Source organism: Caulobacter sp. D5 (genome assembly GCF_003185805.1).
GTDB lineage: Bacteria > Pseudomonadota > Alphaproteobacteria > Caulobacterales > Caulobacteraceae > Caulobacter.
Window position 1 is genome coordinate 1 of sequence record NZ_QHJY01000258.1, and the last position, 14,442, is coordinate 14,442.

13 protein-coding genes and 1 pseudogene are annotated in these 14,442 nt (G+C 70.3%); 9 read left to right on the forward strand and 5 right to left on the reverse strand.

Annotated features, from left to right (window positions below):
- Positions 1–109 precede the first annotated feature (109 nt).
- A complete protein-coding gene (tpiA, locus tag DMC18_RS16850) occupies positions 110–871 on the reverse strand; it encodes a triose-phosphate isomerase (RefSeq protein ID WP_110122088.1) in 762 nt (253 codons plus the stop codon).
- Positions 872–1,034: 163 nt separating this feature from the next.
- Between tpiA and DMC18_RS16855 the strand changes: the two genes are divergently transcribed.
- Positions 1,035–3,011: a peptidylprolyl isomerase gene (locus DMC18_RS16855; RefSeq protein ID WP_110122089.1), complete on the forward strand. Its 1,977-nt coding sequence runs from the start codon at positions 1,035–1,037 to the stop codon at positions 3,009–3,011.
- Positions 3,008–4,540, forward strand: coding sequence for an anthranilate synthase component I (gene trpE, locus DMC18_RS16860; RefSeq protein ID WP_110122090.1), 1,533 nt, complete (start codon positions 3,008–3,010; stop codon positions 4,538–4,540). The genes DMC18_RS16855 and trpE overlap by 4 nt, the downstream gene beginning before the upstream one ends.
- A gap of 76 nt (positions 4,541–4,616) precedes the next feature.
- Here the strand turns inward: trpE and DMC18_RS16865 are convergent, their stop codons facing one another.
- Together DMC18_RS16865 and DMC18_RS26615 are read right to left on the reverse strand one after the other, a co-directional pair.
- The gene (locus DMC18_RS16865; protein WP_146218103.1) at positions 4,617–6,734 is read right to left on the reverse strand and encodes a multicopper oxidase family protein; all 2,118 of its coding nucleotides are present in this window, start codon (positions 6,732–6,734) and stop codon (positions 4,617–4,619) included.
- A 104-nt stretch (positions 6,735–6,838) separates the two neighbouring features.
- On the reverse strand, positions 6,839–7,045 hold the full coding sequence (locus DMC18_RS26615) for a hypothetical protein (RefSeq protein WP_199228632.1): 207 nt from the start codon (positions 7,043–7,045) through the stop codon (positions 6,839–6,841).
- 149 nt (positions 7,046–7,194) lie between these two features.
- Here DMC18_RS26615 and DMC18_RS16875 point away from each other — a divergent pair, with 149 nt between their 5' ends.
- From DMC18_RS16875 to DMC18_RS16905, 7 genes are all read left to right on the forward strand, one after another.
- Positions 7,195–7,791 (forward strand): aminodeoxychorismate/anthranilate synthase component II, encoded by a 597-nt coding sequence (locus DMC18_RS16875; protein WP_110122092.1) that lies wholly within the window; start codon positions 7,195–7,197, stop codon positions 7,789–7,791.
- A gap of 15 nt (positions 7,792–7,806) precedes the next feature.
- Positions 7,807–8,835 (forward strand): anthranilate phosphoribosyltransferase, encoded by a 1,029-nt coding sequence (trpD, locus tag DMC18_RS16880; RefSeq protein ID WP_110122093.1) that lies wholly within the window; start codon positions 7,807–7,809, stop codon positions 8,833–8,835.
- The gene (gene trpC, locus DMC18_RS16885; RefSeq protein WP_110122094.1) at positions 8,832–9,620 is read left to right on the forward strand and encodes an indole-3-glycerol phosphate synthase TrpC; all 789 of its coding nucleotides are present in this window, start codon (positions 8,832–8,834) and stop codon (positions 9,618–9,620) included. The genes trpD and trpC overlap by 4 nt, the downstream gene beginning before the upstream one ends.
- Positions 9,621–9,866: 246 nt before the next feature.
- Positions 9,867–10,676, forward strand: coding sequence for a signal peptidase I (gene lepB, locus DMC18_RS16890; protein WP_110122095.1), 810 nt, complete (start codon positions 9,867–9,869; stop codon positions 10,674–10,676).
- Positions 10,677–10,980: 304 nt separating this feature from the next.
- A complete protein-coding gene (lexA, locus tag DMC18_RS16895; RefSeq protein ID WP_110122096.1) occupies positions 10,981–11,688 on the forward strand; it encodes a transcriptional repressor LexA in 708 nt (235 codons plus the stop codon).
- A gap of 146 nt (positions 11,689–11,834) precedes the next feature.
- Positions 11,835–12,755 carry a helix-turn-helix domain-containing GNAT family N-acetyltransferase gene (locus DMC18_RS16900; RefSeq protein WP_110122097.1) on the forward strand — a complete coding sequence of 307 codons (921 nt, stop codon included), beginning with the start codon at positions 11,835–11,837 and terminating at the stop codon, positions 12,753–12,755.
- A gap of 79 nt (positions 12,756–12,834) precedes the next feature.
- Entirely contained in the window at positions 12,835–13,305 is a 471-nt protein-coding gene (locus DMC18_RS16905) for a DUF6882 domain-containing protein (protein ID WP_110122098.1), read from the forward strand.
- Between the two features lies 1 nt (position 13,306).
- On the opposite strand, the gene DMC18_RS16910 is transcribed toward DMC18_RS16905, so the two are convergent.
- Both DMC18_RS16910 and DMC18_RS16915 read right to left on the reverse strand, forming a co-directional pair.
- On the reverse strand, positions 13,307–14,080 hold the full coding sequence (locus DMC18_RS16910) for an isocitrate lyase/phosphoenolpyruvate mutase family protein (RefSeq protein ID WP_110122099.1): 774 nt from the start codon (positions 14,078–14,080) through the stop codon (positions 13,307–13,309).
- 50 nt (positions 14,081–14,130) lie between these two features.
- Positions 14,131–14,442 (reverse strand): annotated as a pseudogene (locus tag DMC18_RS16915) (competence protein ComEC); the annotation flags it as partial.

Sequence of the window (14,442 nt, forward strand, 5' to 3'; positions counted from 1 at the left end):
TTGAGCAGCCACACGTTTCAGAAAAAGCCTGGGTCCCCGCTTTCGCGGGGATTTTACGGGAAGGGGCGTGCGCCGCCCCCCCCCCTTTCCTCTCAACCTGGAACCGAAATCAGGCCGCCCGGATGATGGCCAGGAAGTCCGCGGCCTTCAGCGAGGCGCCGCCGACCAGGGCGCCGCCGACTTCCTCGGTGGCCAGGATCTCGGCGGCGTTGTCGGGCTTCACCGAGCCGCCGTAGAGGATCGGCACGCTTGCGCCCTGGTCGCCGAAGCGCTCGACCAGGATGGCGCGGATGGCCTTGTGGATGGCGGTGATGTCGGCCGGGGTCGGGGTCAGGCCCGTGCCGATGGCCCAGACCGGCTCGTAGGCGACCGCGAAGGCCTGGCCGGCAAGACCGGCCGGCAGCGAATTGCGGATCTGGCCAGTGACGATCGACTCGGCGTCGCCGGCCTCGCGCTGGGCCAGGGTCTCGCCGCAGCAGATGATCGGCTCCAGGCCCACGGCCAGGGCGGCATCGACCTTGGCCGAGACCAGTTCACAGGTTTCGCCGTAGCCGCCGCGCCGCTCGGAGTGGCCGAGAATCACCAGCCGGGCGCCGGCGTCGACCAGCATCGCGGCCGAGACGTCGCCGGTGTAGGCGCCCTGCGCGGCCGGATGGCAGTCCTGGCCGCCGACGATCACCGGCTCACCGGAAAGCGTTTGCGCCATGCGGTGCAGCAGCGTGGCGGGCGGACAGATGGCGACTCGGGCGGCCGGAGGAGCCTCGGCGACCGCCGCGGCCACGGCCCTGGCCTCGTCCAGCGAGGCCTCGAGGCCGAACATCTTCCAATTTCCGGCGATCAACGGCCGGGGCGTCGTCAGAGAAACGGTCATGAGAGTGGCTTTGGGGACGTGGTCCCTTCGGAAGTCAAGTCCGCTTCGGCTTGCTCACTCGCCTTGGCCTCTACTATACCCGCTTGCTCGCATCGAGTGCGTCGCCGTGGCGGCCGTCCGTGCGAACGACATCGGGCGAAACTCAGAAGGTAGTTCCAACGTCATGCTCGCCGGTTTTCGCTCCCTCGCCAAATCGCCCTTCGCGGTCGTCCTGTTCGGCCTGCTGATCGTCAGCTTCGCCGTCTTCGGCATCAGCGACGTCTTCAAGCGCTCGCCCGCCGCCGACGTGGTCGATGTCGGCGCGCGCAAGGTCACGCCCGAGGACTTCAAGAGCCGCTTCGACACCTATCGCCGCCAGCTCGAGAGCCAGGGCCAGAGCCTGACGCCCGACGAGGCCGTCTCGCGCGGCGTCGATCGCCAGATGGTCCAGGAACTGGCCCTGCAGGAATCGATGGCCGAGCTGATCGCCAAGATGGGCGTGCGCCCGTCCGAGACGCTGATCGCCACCACCCTGCACAAGCAGATGAGCGAGCTGCCGGCCGGCCAGCGCCCGTTCAACCCGATCACCGGCCAGTTCGACAAGGACGCCTACCAGCGCCTGCTGGCCGAAAACAACCTGACCCCGGCCCGCTTCGAGGCCTCGCTGCGTGACGACATCGCCCAGTCGCAGTTCTACGCCAGCGTCGCCAACGGCCTGCGCACCCCGCGCATCTATTCGGCCCTGCAGGCCGTCTACGGCCTGGAAAGCCGCGACCTGGCCGCCTTCGCCGTCAACCCGGCCAGCGTGCCCCAGCCGGCCGCGCCGACCGACGCCCAGCTGCAGGCCTTCATGAAGGAAAACGCCGCCGCCCTGACGCGTCCCGAGACGCGCCAGCTGGCGATCGTGCGCTTCAGCGCCAAGGCCCTGGAGCCGACCGTGACCGTCGACCCGGCCGAGGTTCAGAAGACCTTCGACTTCCGCAAGGACACCCTGGCCGCGCCGGAAACCCGCTCGCTGATCCAGATCGTCGCCCCGGACGCCAAGGCCGCCGCCGCCATCGCCGAGCGCCTGCGCAAGGGCGAGGACCCGGCCGCAGTCGCCAAGGCCTACGGCAAGACCCCGGTGGTCATCGCCGACAAGCCCAAGACCGCCCTGCCCGACCGCAAGGTCGCCGACGCCGCCTTCTCGCTGGCCGAGGGCCAGGTCAGCCCGCCGATCGCCGGCGAGCTGGGCCAGTCGGTGATCAAGCTGACCAAGATCACCCCGGCCAAGGCCGCTTCGCTGGAAGCCGCCCGCCCGAAGATCGAGGCCGACCTGCGCGTCCAGAACGCCCAGGCCAAGGCCTATGAGCAGACCCAGACCTATCAGGACGCCCGCGACGCCGGCGCGGCCATCCCCGCCGCGGCCGCCAAGGCCGGCGCCGTGGTCGTCACCAGCGCGCCGATCACCGCCCAGGGCACGGACCTGGCCGGCCAGCCCTTCCCGGGCCTGACCCCGGACGTGCTGAAGACCGCCTTCGCCCTGCCGACCGGCGGCGAGAGCGACCTGATCGAGGCCGAGAAGGGCGAGTACTTCGCCGTCCGCGTCGAGAAGGTCATCCCCGCCGCCCTGCCCCCGCTAGCCGAGATCAAGGGCCCGCTGGCCAACCAGTGGATGCTGCAGGAGCTGTCCAAGCGCCTGAAGGCCAAGGCCGACGAACTGGCCGCGCGCGTCCGCAAGGGCGAGTCGCTGGACAGCGTCGCCGCCGCCGCCGGCTCGAAGGTGCAGAAGGTGGCCGGCCTGTCGCGCGAGAACGCCCGCCAGTACCAGGCCCTGGGCCGCGACCTGCTGATCGGCGCCTTCAACGCCAAGCCGGGCGAGGTGTTCACCGCCCGCGCCCCGGCCGCGCCGAACGCGCCGCAGCTGACCTATGTGGTCGGCCGCATCGAGGGCGTGCACACCGGCGAGGCCGCCGAGATCGCCCGCGCCACCGAGACCCTGCGCCCGCAGACCAGCATGGCCTACATGCGCGACGTCGGTCAGGCCAGCCGCGTGGCCGCCATGGCCAAGCTGAAGCCGAAGACCAACCTGACCCTGGCCCGCCAGGCCCTCGGCGTCGACACCGACGCCCTGGCCAAGAGCGGCAAGGACACGGCCACGAAGCCGGGCGCGGCTCAATGAGCCTCGAGCCGGGCTTCGACGCCTTCGCGGCCGGCTACGACGCCGGCCTCCCGCAGCTGGTCTGGACGCGGCTGATCGACGACCTGGAGACCCCGGTCTCGGCCTATCTGAAGATCGGCCACGGCCGGCCCTACGCCTTTCTGTTCGAGAGCGTCGAGGGCGGCGCCTGGCGCGGCCGCTATTCGATCGTGGCGATGAAGCCGGACGTCGTGTGGCGCTGCCGCGGCGACCAGGCCGAGATCGCCCGCGACGGCGACATCGCCGCCGGCCGCTTCACGCCGCTGGAAGGCGGCGCGCTGGACAGCCTGCGCGACCTGATCGCCCAGTCGAAGATGGAGTTGCCGGCCGGCCTGCCGCCGATGGCGGCGGGGATCTTCGGCGCGCTGGGCTACGACACCGTGCGCCTGGTCGAGAAGCTGCCGGACATCAATCCCGACGCCCTGGGCCTGCCCGACGGCATCATGACCCGGCCCTCGATCGTGGCCGTGTTCGACGCCATCGCCCAGGAGATCGTGCTGACCACGACCGCGCGCCCGACGCCCGGCGTGTCGGCCAAGGACGCCTATGCGGCGGCCCGCGAGCGCATCGAGACGGTGATGGCGGACCTTCGCCGTCCGCTGGCCCACGACGCCCCGCGCGTGCCTCAGGGTCCGATGGAGTTCACCACCCCGGTCAGCCGCGAGGACTATCGCGAGGTGGTCGAGAAGGCCAAGGAGTACATCCGGGCCGGCGACATCTTCCAGGTGGTGCCCAGCCACCGGTTCCGCGCCCCCTTCGGCCTGGACGCCTTCGCCCTCTACCGCTCGCTGCGCCGAACCAACCCGTCGCCGTTCCTGTTTTTCCTGGACCTGGACGGCTTCAACCTGGTGGGTTCCAGCCCCGAGATCCTGGTCCGCCTGCGCGACGGCAAGATCACCATCCGCCCGATCGCCGGCACCCGTCCGCGCGGCGCGACGCCGGAAGAGGATCTGGCGCTGGAGAAGGAACTGCTGGCCGATCCCAAGGAGCGGTCCGAGCACCTGATGCTGCTGGACCTGGGCCGCAACGACGTGGGCCGCGTGGCCATGCTGGGCCAGGCCGGCAGCAACGGCGGCTCCAAGGCCAAGCACGCCAATGTGCGCGTCACCGACAGCTTCACGATCGAGCGCTACAGCCACGTGATGCACATCGTCTCGAACGTCGAGGGCGATGCGCCGCAGAATGTCGATCCGGTCGACGTGCTGATGGCCGCCCTGCCCGCCGGCACGCTGTCGGGCGCGCCCAAGGTGCGGGCGATGGAGATCATCGACGAGCTGGAAGTCGAGAAGCGCGGCATCGGCTACGCCGGCGCGGTGGGCTATATCGGCGCCGACGGCTCGGTGGACACCTGCATCGTGCTGCGCACGGCCCTGGTCAAGGACGGCATGATGTACGTCCAGGCCGGCGGCGGCGTGGTCGCCGACAGCGACGCCGACGCCGAGTACGACGAGACCCTGCACAAGTCCCGCGCCCTCAAGCGCGCCGCCGAGGAAGCCTGGCGCTTCGCCTGACGTCCCCGAGGGGCCTGACGGACTTCGGACATCGAACGAATGAAGGGGGCGGCCGCAGGGTCGCCCCCTTTTTTCGTCAGTGGTCCATATGGCCCGGCGGACGGGCCGCGCCTTCCGGCCCGGCGACGTCGGTGAGGCCATGGCCCAGGGCGATCGGCTTGCCGTCGGGACCGCGATCGGCCACGCGGACCATCTCCATCATGCCTTTGTCCTCGTGGTTGAGGATGTGGCAGTGCAGGACGAAGTCGCCGATGTAGCGGGCGTAGTGGCTGCGCACCTTCACCACGACGCCCGGCTCGACGAACAGGGTGTCCTTGAAGACGCCCGTCAGGCCGAAATATTCCGAGTTCGGATCCTTGGTCAGGTCGACGCCGTCCTTGGTGGCCGATTCCAGCTCGAACGGATTGACGTGGATGTGGAACGGGTGGCCGACCTTGGGGTCGCCCGTCTTGACCGACAGCGTCCAGCGGTCGGTGTCGCCCAGCACCAGGGTGCGCGAGAAGTCGTTGGGATCGAAGCGCTTGACGTCGGCGTCGGTGCGGCCGATGCCCGGGCCCGACTTGCCGCCCGGCTTGGACGGCGGCGCCGACAGCGAGAAGACCAGGGTCTGCTCGTTGTCGATCTTGTCGGCCAGCAGGGTCGGGTGCGGCGAGAACGACGCCAGGGTCAGGTCGCGGCGCAGGTCGGCGACGACCTGCTCCTTCAGCGTCGCGTCGGTGATCGGCAGGTTGCTGGCGGCGTTGACCAGCAGCGTCTTGACCTGGTCGGCCGGCGGCGCGACCGGGCCGGCGCCGGGCGCGACCTCGACCACGAACAGCAGCTGGCGACGCTCGGCGCTGCCCTCGACGCCCGACTGCTGGACGTTCACCAGCTCGTCGATGACGCAGTAGGAGCCGGGCTCGGCGAAGGCCACCAGCAGGTCGCTGCGATAGCCGGGCTGCATGACCGTGGACTTGCGCTCCAGCACCTTCTGGCGGGTCAGGCCGTCGGCGGCGATCTCGAACTGCGACACCGCCTCGCTGGAGGGCGCGCATTCCTTGGCGATCAGGGCGTCCTGGCCCAGCGGGCCGACCTTGGCCAGGGCGGCCAGCGGGCTGGTTCCGATGCGCTTGCGGATCGAGATCTTGACCGTGTCGGACACCCCGCCGTGGATGAACCGCCAGCGCTCGGGCGCGCCGGCCACGGCCTTCTGGTTCAGGGTCTCCAGCGTGGCGCCGTTGACGGTGGTGAAGCGGCCGGAATTGGACCAGTTGCCGCCGCCGATGATGTCGTAGCTGTCGAGCACGCCGGTCTCGCCGGCGTCGCAGTACCAGTTCTTGCGCGAGGTCCCGGCGATGATCCGGGCCTTGGGTTTGCCCTCGGCGTCACGGCAGGCGTACTGGATCTGCTGCAGCACGAAGACGTGGTCCGGCGACTTGGCCAGCAGCACGTCGATGTCGCCCGGAACCACCTTGCGGGCCGGCAGGTCGCCGCCGGCCTCGACCACGCGCGGCAGCCGGTCGCCCTTGATCACCAGCGCGCCGACCAGGCCGCTGGAAACCTGGATCGCCGTCGAGCCGTGGACGTGCGGATGGTACCAGAAGGTGCCGGCCGGGTGGTCGCCGGGGATGTTGTATTCGTACTCGTAGGTGAAGGTCGGATTGGGCGGCAGCTGGCGCAGGACGTTGTCGCTGATCCCCGCGGGGCTGACCCACAGGCCGTGGCTGTGCAGGTTGGTGGTGTTGAAGCAGTGCGGCTCGTTGATGTCCTCGGGGTGGCCGGGACAGTTGGCTTCGGCCGGCAGCAGGTTGCGGATCTTGACCCGCACCGTCTGGCCCGGACGCGACACCAGGGCCGGCGCGACGTAGGGCCGGCCGGGCTGCGACGGATGCAGGCGGTCCTGGTAGGCCCGCAGCTCGACGTCGTCGAAGGCGCCCTCGTACTTGTCCTTGCCGATCGGCTTGCCGCTGTTGGGGTTCCAGATCTTGGCCTTCAGCAAGACGATGTCGAGATTGGCCTCGACCTCGTCGCCCTTCGGCGGCGGGGCCGGCACGGCGCCGAACAGCTTCAGCGGCGATTCGGGCGGGGCTTCGCCTGGCGCGACCATGGTGAGGATCGGCGGATCGGAGACCGGAGGCGCCTGGCGGGCCAGGGCCGTTCCGGCCGGCAGGGCGAGGGCCAGCGCCGCTCCGCCCAAGAGTCCGAGTTGTCGCATGTGCACCCCCGTGCATCCCAAAGATGCGGGAGGGTGAGAGCATCGCTTCGGTAGATCAAGCTGGATTCACAACCTTGGGAACCCATTTTGAGCAGCCGAGGCCTTTAGTCGCCCAGGCGCTCCTTGGGCAGGTGCTGGGTGACGGCCGGCGGCGCCAGGACCATCACGGCCGCGAAGCTGACGGCGGCGCTGGCCGCGAAGGCGGCGGCCATCAGGACCGGCATGATCCGCTGACGCCGACGCGGCGCGCGCAGCAGGGCGCGGGCGTAGGACAGGGCGGCGGTGTCGAGGGCGGAATCAGCGACGGACATGCGGGAAATCATGCCCGATCGCGCCCCGGTGGCAACGGCCCGGCGGCGCGGCTGTTCGCCGCTGGGCCCCGAAACAGAAAAACTCTCTCCGTAAAGGGATGACGCGCCGCCCCTGCCCGGACTAGAAGCGAGGCCTGAAAGGCGGCGTCATGATCCTGGTCATCGATAACTACGACAGCTTCACCTACAACCTCGTGCATTACCTGAACGAGCTGGGGGCCGAGACCGTCGTCCATCGCAACGACGACCTGACGGTGCAGGAGGCCCTGGGCCTGAAGCCGCAGGCGGTTCTGCTGTCGCCGGGGCCCAAGGCCCCCGACCAGGCCGGCATCTGCCTGCCGCTGCTGCGCGGCGCGCCCGACGATCTGGCGATCCTGGGCGTCTGCCTGGGCCACCAGGCCATTGGGCAAGCGTATGGCGGCGAAGTGGTGCGGGCCAAGGAGGTCATGCACGGCAAGACCAGCCCGATCCGCCACGCCAACAAGGGCATCTTCAAGGACCTGCCCGACCCGTTCACCGCCACCCGCTATCACAGCCTGGCCGTGCGCCGCGAAGACCTGCCGGCCGAGCTGGAGGTCACCGCCTGGACCGCCGACGGCGAGATCATGGGCGTGCAGCACCGCACCCGCCCGGTGCACGGCGTGCAGTTCCACCCCGAATCCATCGCCACCGAGGGCGGCCACCAGCTGCTGGCCAACTTCCTCGACCTGGCCGGCGTGCGCCGCGACGCCCAGATCTGGGTCTAGGACGGGGCGAAACAGATGTCCGACGCCTTCAAGCCCCTGCTGGCCAAGCTGGCCGACGGCCAGACCCTTTCGGAAGACGACGCCGAGGTCTTCTTCAGCGCCTGCCTGCGCGGCGAGCCGACCCCGGCCCAGGTGGCCGCGGCGGTGACCGCCATGCGGCTGCGCGGCGAGACCGTGGGCGAGATCGCCGCCTGCGCCCGCGCCATGCGCCGCGCCGCCGTGCACCTGGAACACCCCTATGACGTGGTCGACGTCTGCGGCACCGGCGGCGACGGCCTGCACACCCTGAACATCTCCACCGCCGTGGGCTTCGTCGCCGCTGGCGGCGGCCTCAAGGTGGCCAAGCACGGCAACCGCGCGGTGACGAGCAAGTCGGGCACCGCCGACGTTCTGGCGGCCCTGGGCGTCAATATCGACGCCACGCTGACCCAGCAGCGCGCCGCGCTGGACAGCGCCGGCATCTGCTTCCTGTTCGCCCAGTCGCACCACGGGGCGATGAAGCACGTAGCCCCGATCCGTCAGCAGCTGGGCTTCCGCACGATCTTCAACCTGCTGGGCCCGCTGACCAATCCGGCCGGCGCCAAGCGGCAGGTGGTGGGCGTCTCGGCCCCGCGCTTCGTCGAACCGATCGCCCGCGCCCTGGGAGCCCTGGGCGCCGAGCGCGCCTGGTCGGTGCACGGTGGCGGCATGGACGAGCTGACCATCACCGGCGAGACCGAGGTGGCCGAATGGCGCGAGGGGGCGATCCGCCTCTTCACCATCACGCCCGAGGCCGTGGGCCTGCAGCGCGCCTCGCTGGCCGAAATCACCGGCGGGGACCCCGCTTTCAACGCCGCGGCCCTGACCCGCCTGCTCGACGGCGAGACCGGCGCCTATCGCGACATCGTGCTGCTCAACGCCGCCGCCGCCTTCCTGGTGGCCGACAAGGTCGAGACCCTGCGCGAAGGCGTGGAGCTGGCCGGGGCCGTGCTCGACGACGGCCGCGCCAAGGCCGCCCTCGCCGGCCTCGTGGCCGCCACCAACGCCGAACCTGTGACCGCATGACCGACATTCTCGCCAAGATCGCCGACTACAAGCGCGAGGACGTCGCCGGTCGGAAGACCGTGCGCTCGCAAGGCCAGGTCGAGGCCGCCGCCAAGACCGCTTCGGCGCCGCGCGGCTTCAAGGCGGCGCTGGAGGCCAAGCACGCGCCAGGCAAGCTGTCGCTGATCGCCGAGATCAAGAAGGCCTCGCCGTCCAAGGGCCTGATCCGCGCCGACTTCGATCCGCCGGTGCTGGCGAAGGCCTATGAGGACGGCGGCGCGGCCTGCCTTTCCGTGCTTACGGACGGCCCGAGCTTCCAGGGCGCTGACGAGTACCTGGTGGCCGCCCGGGCGGCGACCGCCCTGCCCTGCATCCGCAAGGATTTCCTGGTCGATCCCTGGCAGGTGGCCGAAAGCCGCGCCCTGGGCGCCGACGCCATACTGGTGATCCTGGCGATGATCGACGACGCCCTGGCGGGCGAGTTGATGGCCGAGGCCGCGCGCCTGGGCATGGACGCCCTGGTCGAGGTGCACGACGAGGCCGAGACCGAGCGCGCCGGCAAGCTGGGCGCGACGCTGTTCGGGGTCAACAACCGCGACCTCAAGAGCTTCGTCGTCGACCTGGCCGTCACCGAGCGCCTGGCCAAGCTGGCCCCGGCCGGCTCGCTGCTGGTCACCGAAAGCGGCCTCTTCACTCATGCCGACGTGGTGCGGATGGAGGCGTGCGGGGCCACCGCCATGCTGGTCGGTGAAAGCCTGATGCGCCAGGCCGACGTCACGGCCGCGACGCGCGAGCTGATCGGCTAGGGCCGTCAGAGACTAGTAGATCCGTTCTTCCCCGCGAAGGCGGGGATCCAAGCAGACTCTCATGCTGGGGCGCGCTCGTCGATTGGCCCGCCGCCTCAGCTTGGATCCCCGCCTTCGCGGGGATGCTCGGAATTGAGAGCGCAGATCAGAGATCACGGCCCCGCACTCACATAACGCCGCTCGGCCACGTTTCGGCCAAGCTGTCGCGGATCATCACCCCTGAACACCGATCGAGGGGCTTTTCGCATGACCGCCGGCAAGACGTCGCTTCGCTCGAAACTGGGCTCGAAACTGGGCGCGCACCTGATCGACTGGGCCAGGACCCTGGCGCTGACGGCGGCCATCGTGCTCGTGCCGCGCACCGTGCTGTGCCAGCCGTTCGTGATCCCGTCGGGCTCGATGGAGCCGACCCTGCTGGTCGGCGACCGCATCCTCGTGAACAAGTTCGCCTATGGCTGGAGCCGCCATTCGGCGCCGTTCAGCCCGCAGATCGGCCACGGCCGCCTGATGGGGCGCGAGCCCCAGCGCGGCGACGTGGTGGTGTTCAAGAAGCCGGGCGATGGCCGCACCGACGTCATCAAGCGCCTGGTCGGCCTGCCCGGCGACGAACTGCAGGTGGTGGACGGGGTGCTGCGCATCAACGGTGCGCCGGTCGAGCAACAGCCGCTGGGGACGCGGATGGAGGACACCCCGTTCGGGGTGCTGCCGGCCGAGCGCTTCGTCGAGACCCTCCCGGGCGGCAAGACCCATCTGGCCAACAGCTACGGCCCGCGTACGGCGGCCGGCAACACGGCGGTCTATCGCGTGCCCGAGGGCTGCTACTTCATGATGGGCGACAATCGCGACAACTCGCTCGACAGCCGCTTCGACCCGGGCCCGATCCCCGCCGGCCAGGCCCGCTGCGCCTGGAACCCGGCGGTGGACGCCCGCCTGCCCGCTCAGATCGGCATGGGCTTCGTGCCGTTCGAGAACCTGGTCGGCCGCGCCGAGATGGTGGTGTTCTCGTGGGAAAGCGGCGCCGGCCCGCGATGGAATCGGTCGTTCCAGCGGCTGTGAATCGGCGGTTGGGGTCCGGGAATCGCCGTCTCGGCGGCGATATTCTCGGAGCTTCGGGCGCGGCGCGATCGCACCGTCTACGGAAAATCGCGGCTCGGTTCGCCTTCGCGGCCCAGCACGGCCGACTGAGAACGGCGGACTTATCCGACGTAAAATCAGTCATTTAGGACCCGGGTCCTGACATGAGCGCTGCAAGCGAATTGGCAGAACGTCGGTCGCCGTAATTCACTTGACCTTAACCAAGAACACCTAGAGAACATTCGCAAGGTTTGCGGTTTGTTCCGCGACGACTTGCGAGGCCGTCATGCTCACCCGCAAGCAGCACGAGCTGCTGATGTTCATCCACGAACGGATCAAGGAGACCGGCGTCTCCCCCTCCTTCGACGAGATGAAGGAGGCCCTGGACCTGGCGTCGAAGTCGGGCATCCACCGGCTGATCACCGCCCTGGAAGAGCGCGGCTTCATCCGCCGCCTGGCCCACCGGGCCCGGGCGCTGGAGGTGGTGAAGCTGCCGCAGCAGGCCACGACGGCCGCTCCGCCCAAGGGCCGCGGCGCGTTCCGTCCGCAGGTGCTGGAAGGCGGCGGTCCCGCCCCTTCGGCGCCCGCCCCGACCCTGCCGGTCGCCAATGACAGCCGCGAGCTGCCGATCCTGGGCCGCATCGCCGCCGGCACGCCGATCGACGCCATCCAGCACGAACGCGACCGCCTGCCGGTGCCCGAGAGCATGCTGGGAGGCGGCGAGCACTACGTTCTCGAGGTGCAGGGCGACTCGATGATCGAGGCCGGCATCCTGGACGGCGACTATGTGATCATCAAGAAGGGCGACACGGCCAACAGCGGCGAGATCGTCGTGGCCCTGGTCGGCGAGGAAGCCACGCTGAAGCGCCTGCGCAAGAAGGGCGGCTCGATCGCCCTGGAAGCAGCCAACCCCAAGTACGAAACCCGCATCTTCGGCCCCGACCAGGTCGAGGTGCAGGGCAAGCTGGTGGGCCTGATCCGCCGCTATCACTGACGGCCTGGGCCGGCACGACGGTTCGAGGGCGCGATCGCAAGGTCGCGCCCTTTTCCGTTTCGGGGAAGCGGCGATGGCGCCACCTAGGCCAGTGTTGACTCAGTCAATAAATCTCCAATATTGACGCAATCAACATTGGAGGCAGCATGACCGATCGCCACGACACCGACGTCGCCACCCTGCGCGCCTTCAACCGCGTCTACACCAGCCGCCTGGGCCTGCTGGACGCCAGCTATGACGGCAGCCCGTTCACGCTGAGCGAGGCGCGGGTTCTCTACGAGCTGGCCAACCGGACCGACCCGATGGCCGCCGAGATCGCCCGCGCCCTGCGCCTGGATCCGGCCCAGGTCAGCCGCACGATCAAGCGCTTCTCCGAGCGGGGCCTGGTCACGGCGCGCGAGAACCCGGCGCACGGCCGCCACCAGCTGCTGACCCTCACCGACGAGGGCCGCGCGACCTTCGCCGCCCTAGAGAACAACACCCGCGCCAGCGTCGGCGCCCTGATCGAGGGGCTGCATCCGCTGCAGCGGGCGCGCCTGCTCGAGGCGGCCGGCGCCATCAACGAGGTGTTCGAGGGCGGCGCGCCCGAGGTCGTGCTGCGGCCTCTGCGCCCCGGCGACCTGGGCCTGGTCGCCTCTCGCCAGGCGATGCTCTATGCGAGCGAATACGGCTGGAACGGCGACTACGAGGCGCTGGTGGCCGGCATCCTGGCCGACTTCCACCGCAACTTCGATCCCGCCCGGGACGACGCCTGGATTGCGCAGGCCGGCGGCCGGATGGTCGGCTCGATCTTCCTGGTGCGCGGCGATGCACCCGGCGTGGCCAAGCTGCGCCTGCTCTATGTGGAGGCGCAGGCGCGCGGCCTGGGCGTCGGCCGGCGGCTGGTCGAGACCTGCGTCGCGCGCGCCCGGGCCCTGGGCTATGCGCGGCTGGACCTCTGGACCGTCAGCGTCCTGACTGCCGCGCGCCGGCTCTACGAGCAGGCTGGCTTCACCCTGACCCACGAGGCGCCCGGCCGCCAGTTCGGCCACGAGCTGGTGGACCAGACCTGGTCGCTGGACCTGTAGGGCGTCGGCCTGGCCGGCTTGCGCCTCCAAGGCCAAGCTGACAGCCTGCGCCACCCGCAAGCACGACCGCGAAGGCTGCATGGACCACCCGGACTGGTATCCCGACTGGCGACATGAGGCCGTCCACGAGCTTCAGGAAAAGAACGCGCGGCTGCGGGCTGAATTCAGGCTCGGGGACTGGCCGCGCTTCGACTACGACGTCGATGCGGGAACCCTGACCTTCTCGGAGAACGGCGTCGCCAAGGTGGTCGCCGAGATCCAGGTCGCCGGCACCACCAGCCTCAAGGCCGGCAACTGGCTGTGGTCGTGGGCCAACAGCCACTGGCCGGAGGGCGTGACGGCCGAGGCCGAACGCGTCCGCGCCTTCGGCGAGGAGCACGGCGTCTGCGAACTGACCCACGACTATGTCGACGACGACGACCTCAACACCCTGGGTTGGGAACTGACCGCCGTCATGGCCCGCGTCACGGGCGCCCTGGGCGCCTATCGGCCGCCGGACGACGACGGCGGCCTGTTCCTGACCTATACCCGTGTAGCCTGGGCGAGCTGACCTAGAGCCCAGCCCCTTCCGCCAGGTCCTTGGCCGCCGCATCGAAGCCGGCCCAGGCGGCCGCGGCCAGGGCCGCGCCGGTGCTGGCGCGACGCACGCCCAGGCCCGGCAGGTCGGCGAGCTTCATGTCCGGCCCCCACAGCAGCACGTTGACCGGCTTGGGCGCCACGGCCGCGACGATGGCGGCGATGTCGTCGTACTTGGTCACGCCCGGCGCATAGAGGCAGTCGGCGCCGGCCTCGGCGTAGGCCTTGAGGCGCTCGATGGTCGGAGCGAGGTCGTCGCGGCCGATCAGGAAGCCCTCGGTGCGGCCGACCAGGATCACGTCCTGGCCCGAGGCGTCGATGGCGGCGCGGGCGGCGGCGATGCGGGCGACGGCGTCTGGCAGGTCGTAGAGGTCCTTGCCGGTGCGGTCCTCGACCGACAGGCCGGCGACCCCGGTCTCGACCGCGCGGGCGACATTGGCGGCGACGCCTTGGGAGGTGTCGGCGAAACCGGCCTCGAAGTCTGCGTTGACCGGCAGGTCGGTGGCCGCGACCAGCCCGCGCAGATGCTCCAGCACCTCGTCGACGCTGACCTCGCCGTCGGCGCGGCCCCAGGACCAGGCCATGCCGGCGCTGGTCGAGGCCAGGGCCTTGAAGCCGAGCTTCTGGAGCCGGACCGCGCCACCGGCGTCCCACGGATTGGGCAGGGCGAAGAAGCCATCGGCGTGCAGGGCGCGGAAGGCGGCGCGGCGGGCAGCGAACTTGGCGGTGAACTCAGCGGCGTCGGTCATCGGGTCTTCCTTCAGTACGGGGCGCGAGTCCTTACGGCGGCCGGCCGCGACTATCCGCCCGGTTCTTGCGCATTCCTGTCAGCAGTCGCCACCCAGGGTCGCGCGCCGCGCAGGGGCTGGGCCCAGACGATCCACCAGCCGTCGCGGCGACGCCAGAGCTCGGCCGACCCGCCGGCCGCGAAATCCTCGCCCGCCAGCACGACGGCGTCATGACAGGCAGCCGGCAGGACAGCGGGGCGGGGTCCGCGCAGCACCACCACCTGGGCGCCGGCGCAGAGCCGCTGCAAGCTCGCGAAGTCAGGCGCGCGGCGGGTCCAGGACAGGCTGACGGCGACCGGGGCCGACGGCAGCGGCGCGCAGGA

Coding starts and splice junctions, on each gene's coding strand:
- lepB (WP_110122095.1), top strand. CDS start 9,867: ATGACCGCCGGCAAGACGTCGCTTCGCTCGAAACTGGGCTCGAAACTG.
- DMC18_RS26615 (WP_199228632.1), bottom strand. CDS start 7,045: ATGTCCGTCGCTGATTCCGCCCTCGACACCGCCGCCCTGTCCTACGCC.
- DMC18_RS16905 (WP_110122098.1), top strand. CDS start 12,835: ATGGACCACCCGGACTGGTATCCCGACTGGCGACATGAGGCCGTCCAC.
- DMC18_RS16855 (WP_110122089.1), top strand. CDS start 1,035: ATGCTCGCCGGTTTTCGCTCCCTCGCCAAATCGCCCTTCGCGGTCGTC.
- DMC18_RS16900 (WP_110122097.1), top strand. CDS start 11,835: ATGACCGATCGCCACGACACCGACGTCGCCACCCTGCGCGCCTTCAAC.
- trpE (WP_110122090.1), top strand. CDS start 3,008: ATGAGCCTCGAGCCGGGCTTCGACGCCTTCGCGGCCGGCTACGACGCC.
- lexA (WP_110122096.1), top strand. CDS start 10,981: ATGCTCACCCGCAAGCAGCACGAGCTGCTGATGTTCATCCACGAACGG.
- DMC18_RS16865 (WP_146218103.1), bottom strand. CDS start 6,734: ATGCGACAACTCGGACTCTTGGGCGGAGCGGCGCTGGCCCTCGCCCTG.
- tpiA (WP_110122088.1), bottom strand. CDS start 871: ATGACCGTTTCTCTGACGACGCCCCGGCCGTTGATCGCCGGAAATTGG.
- DMC18_RS16910 (WP_110122099.1), bottom strand. CDS start 14,080: ATGACCGACGCCGCTGAGTTCACCGCCAAGTTCGCTGCCCGCCGCGCC.
- DMC18_RS16875 (WP_110122092.1), top strand. CDS start 7,195: ATGATCCTGGTCATCGATAACTACGACAGCTTCACCTACAACCTCGTG.
- trpD (WP_110122093.1), top strand. CDS start 7,807: ATGTCCGACGCCTTCAAGCCCCTGCTGGCCAAGCTGGCCGACGGCCAG.
- trpC (WP_110122094.1), top strand. CDS start 8,832: ATGACCGACATTCTCGCCAAGATCGCCGACTACAAGCGCGAGGACGTC.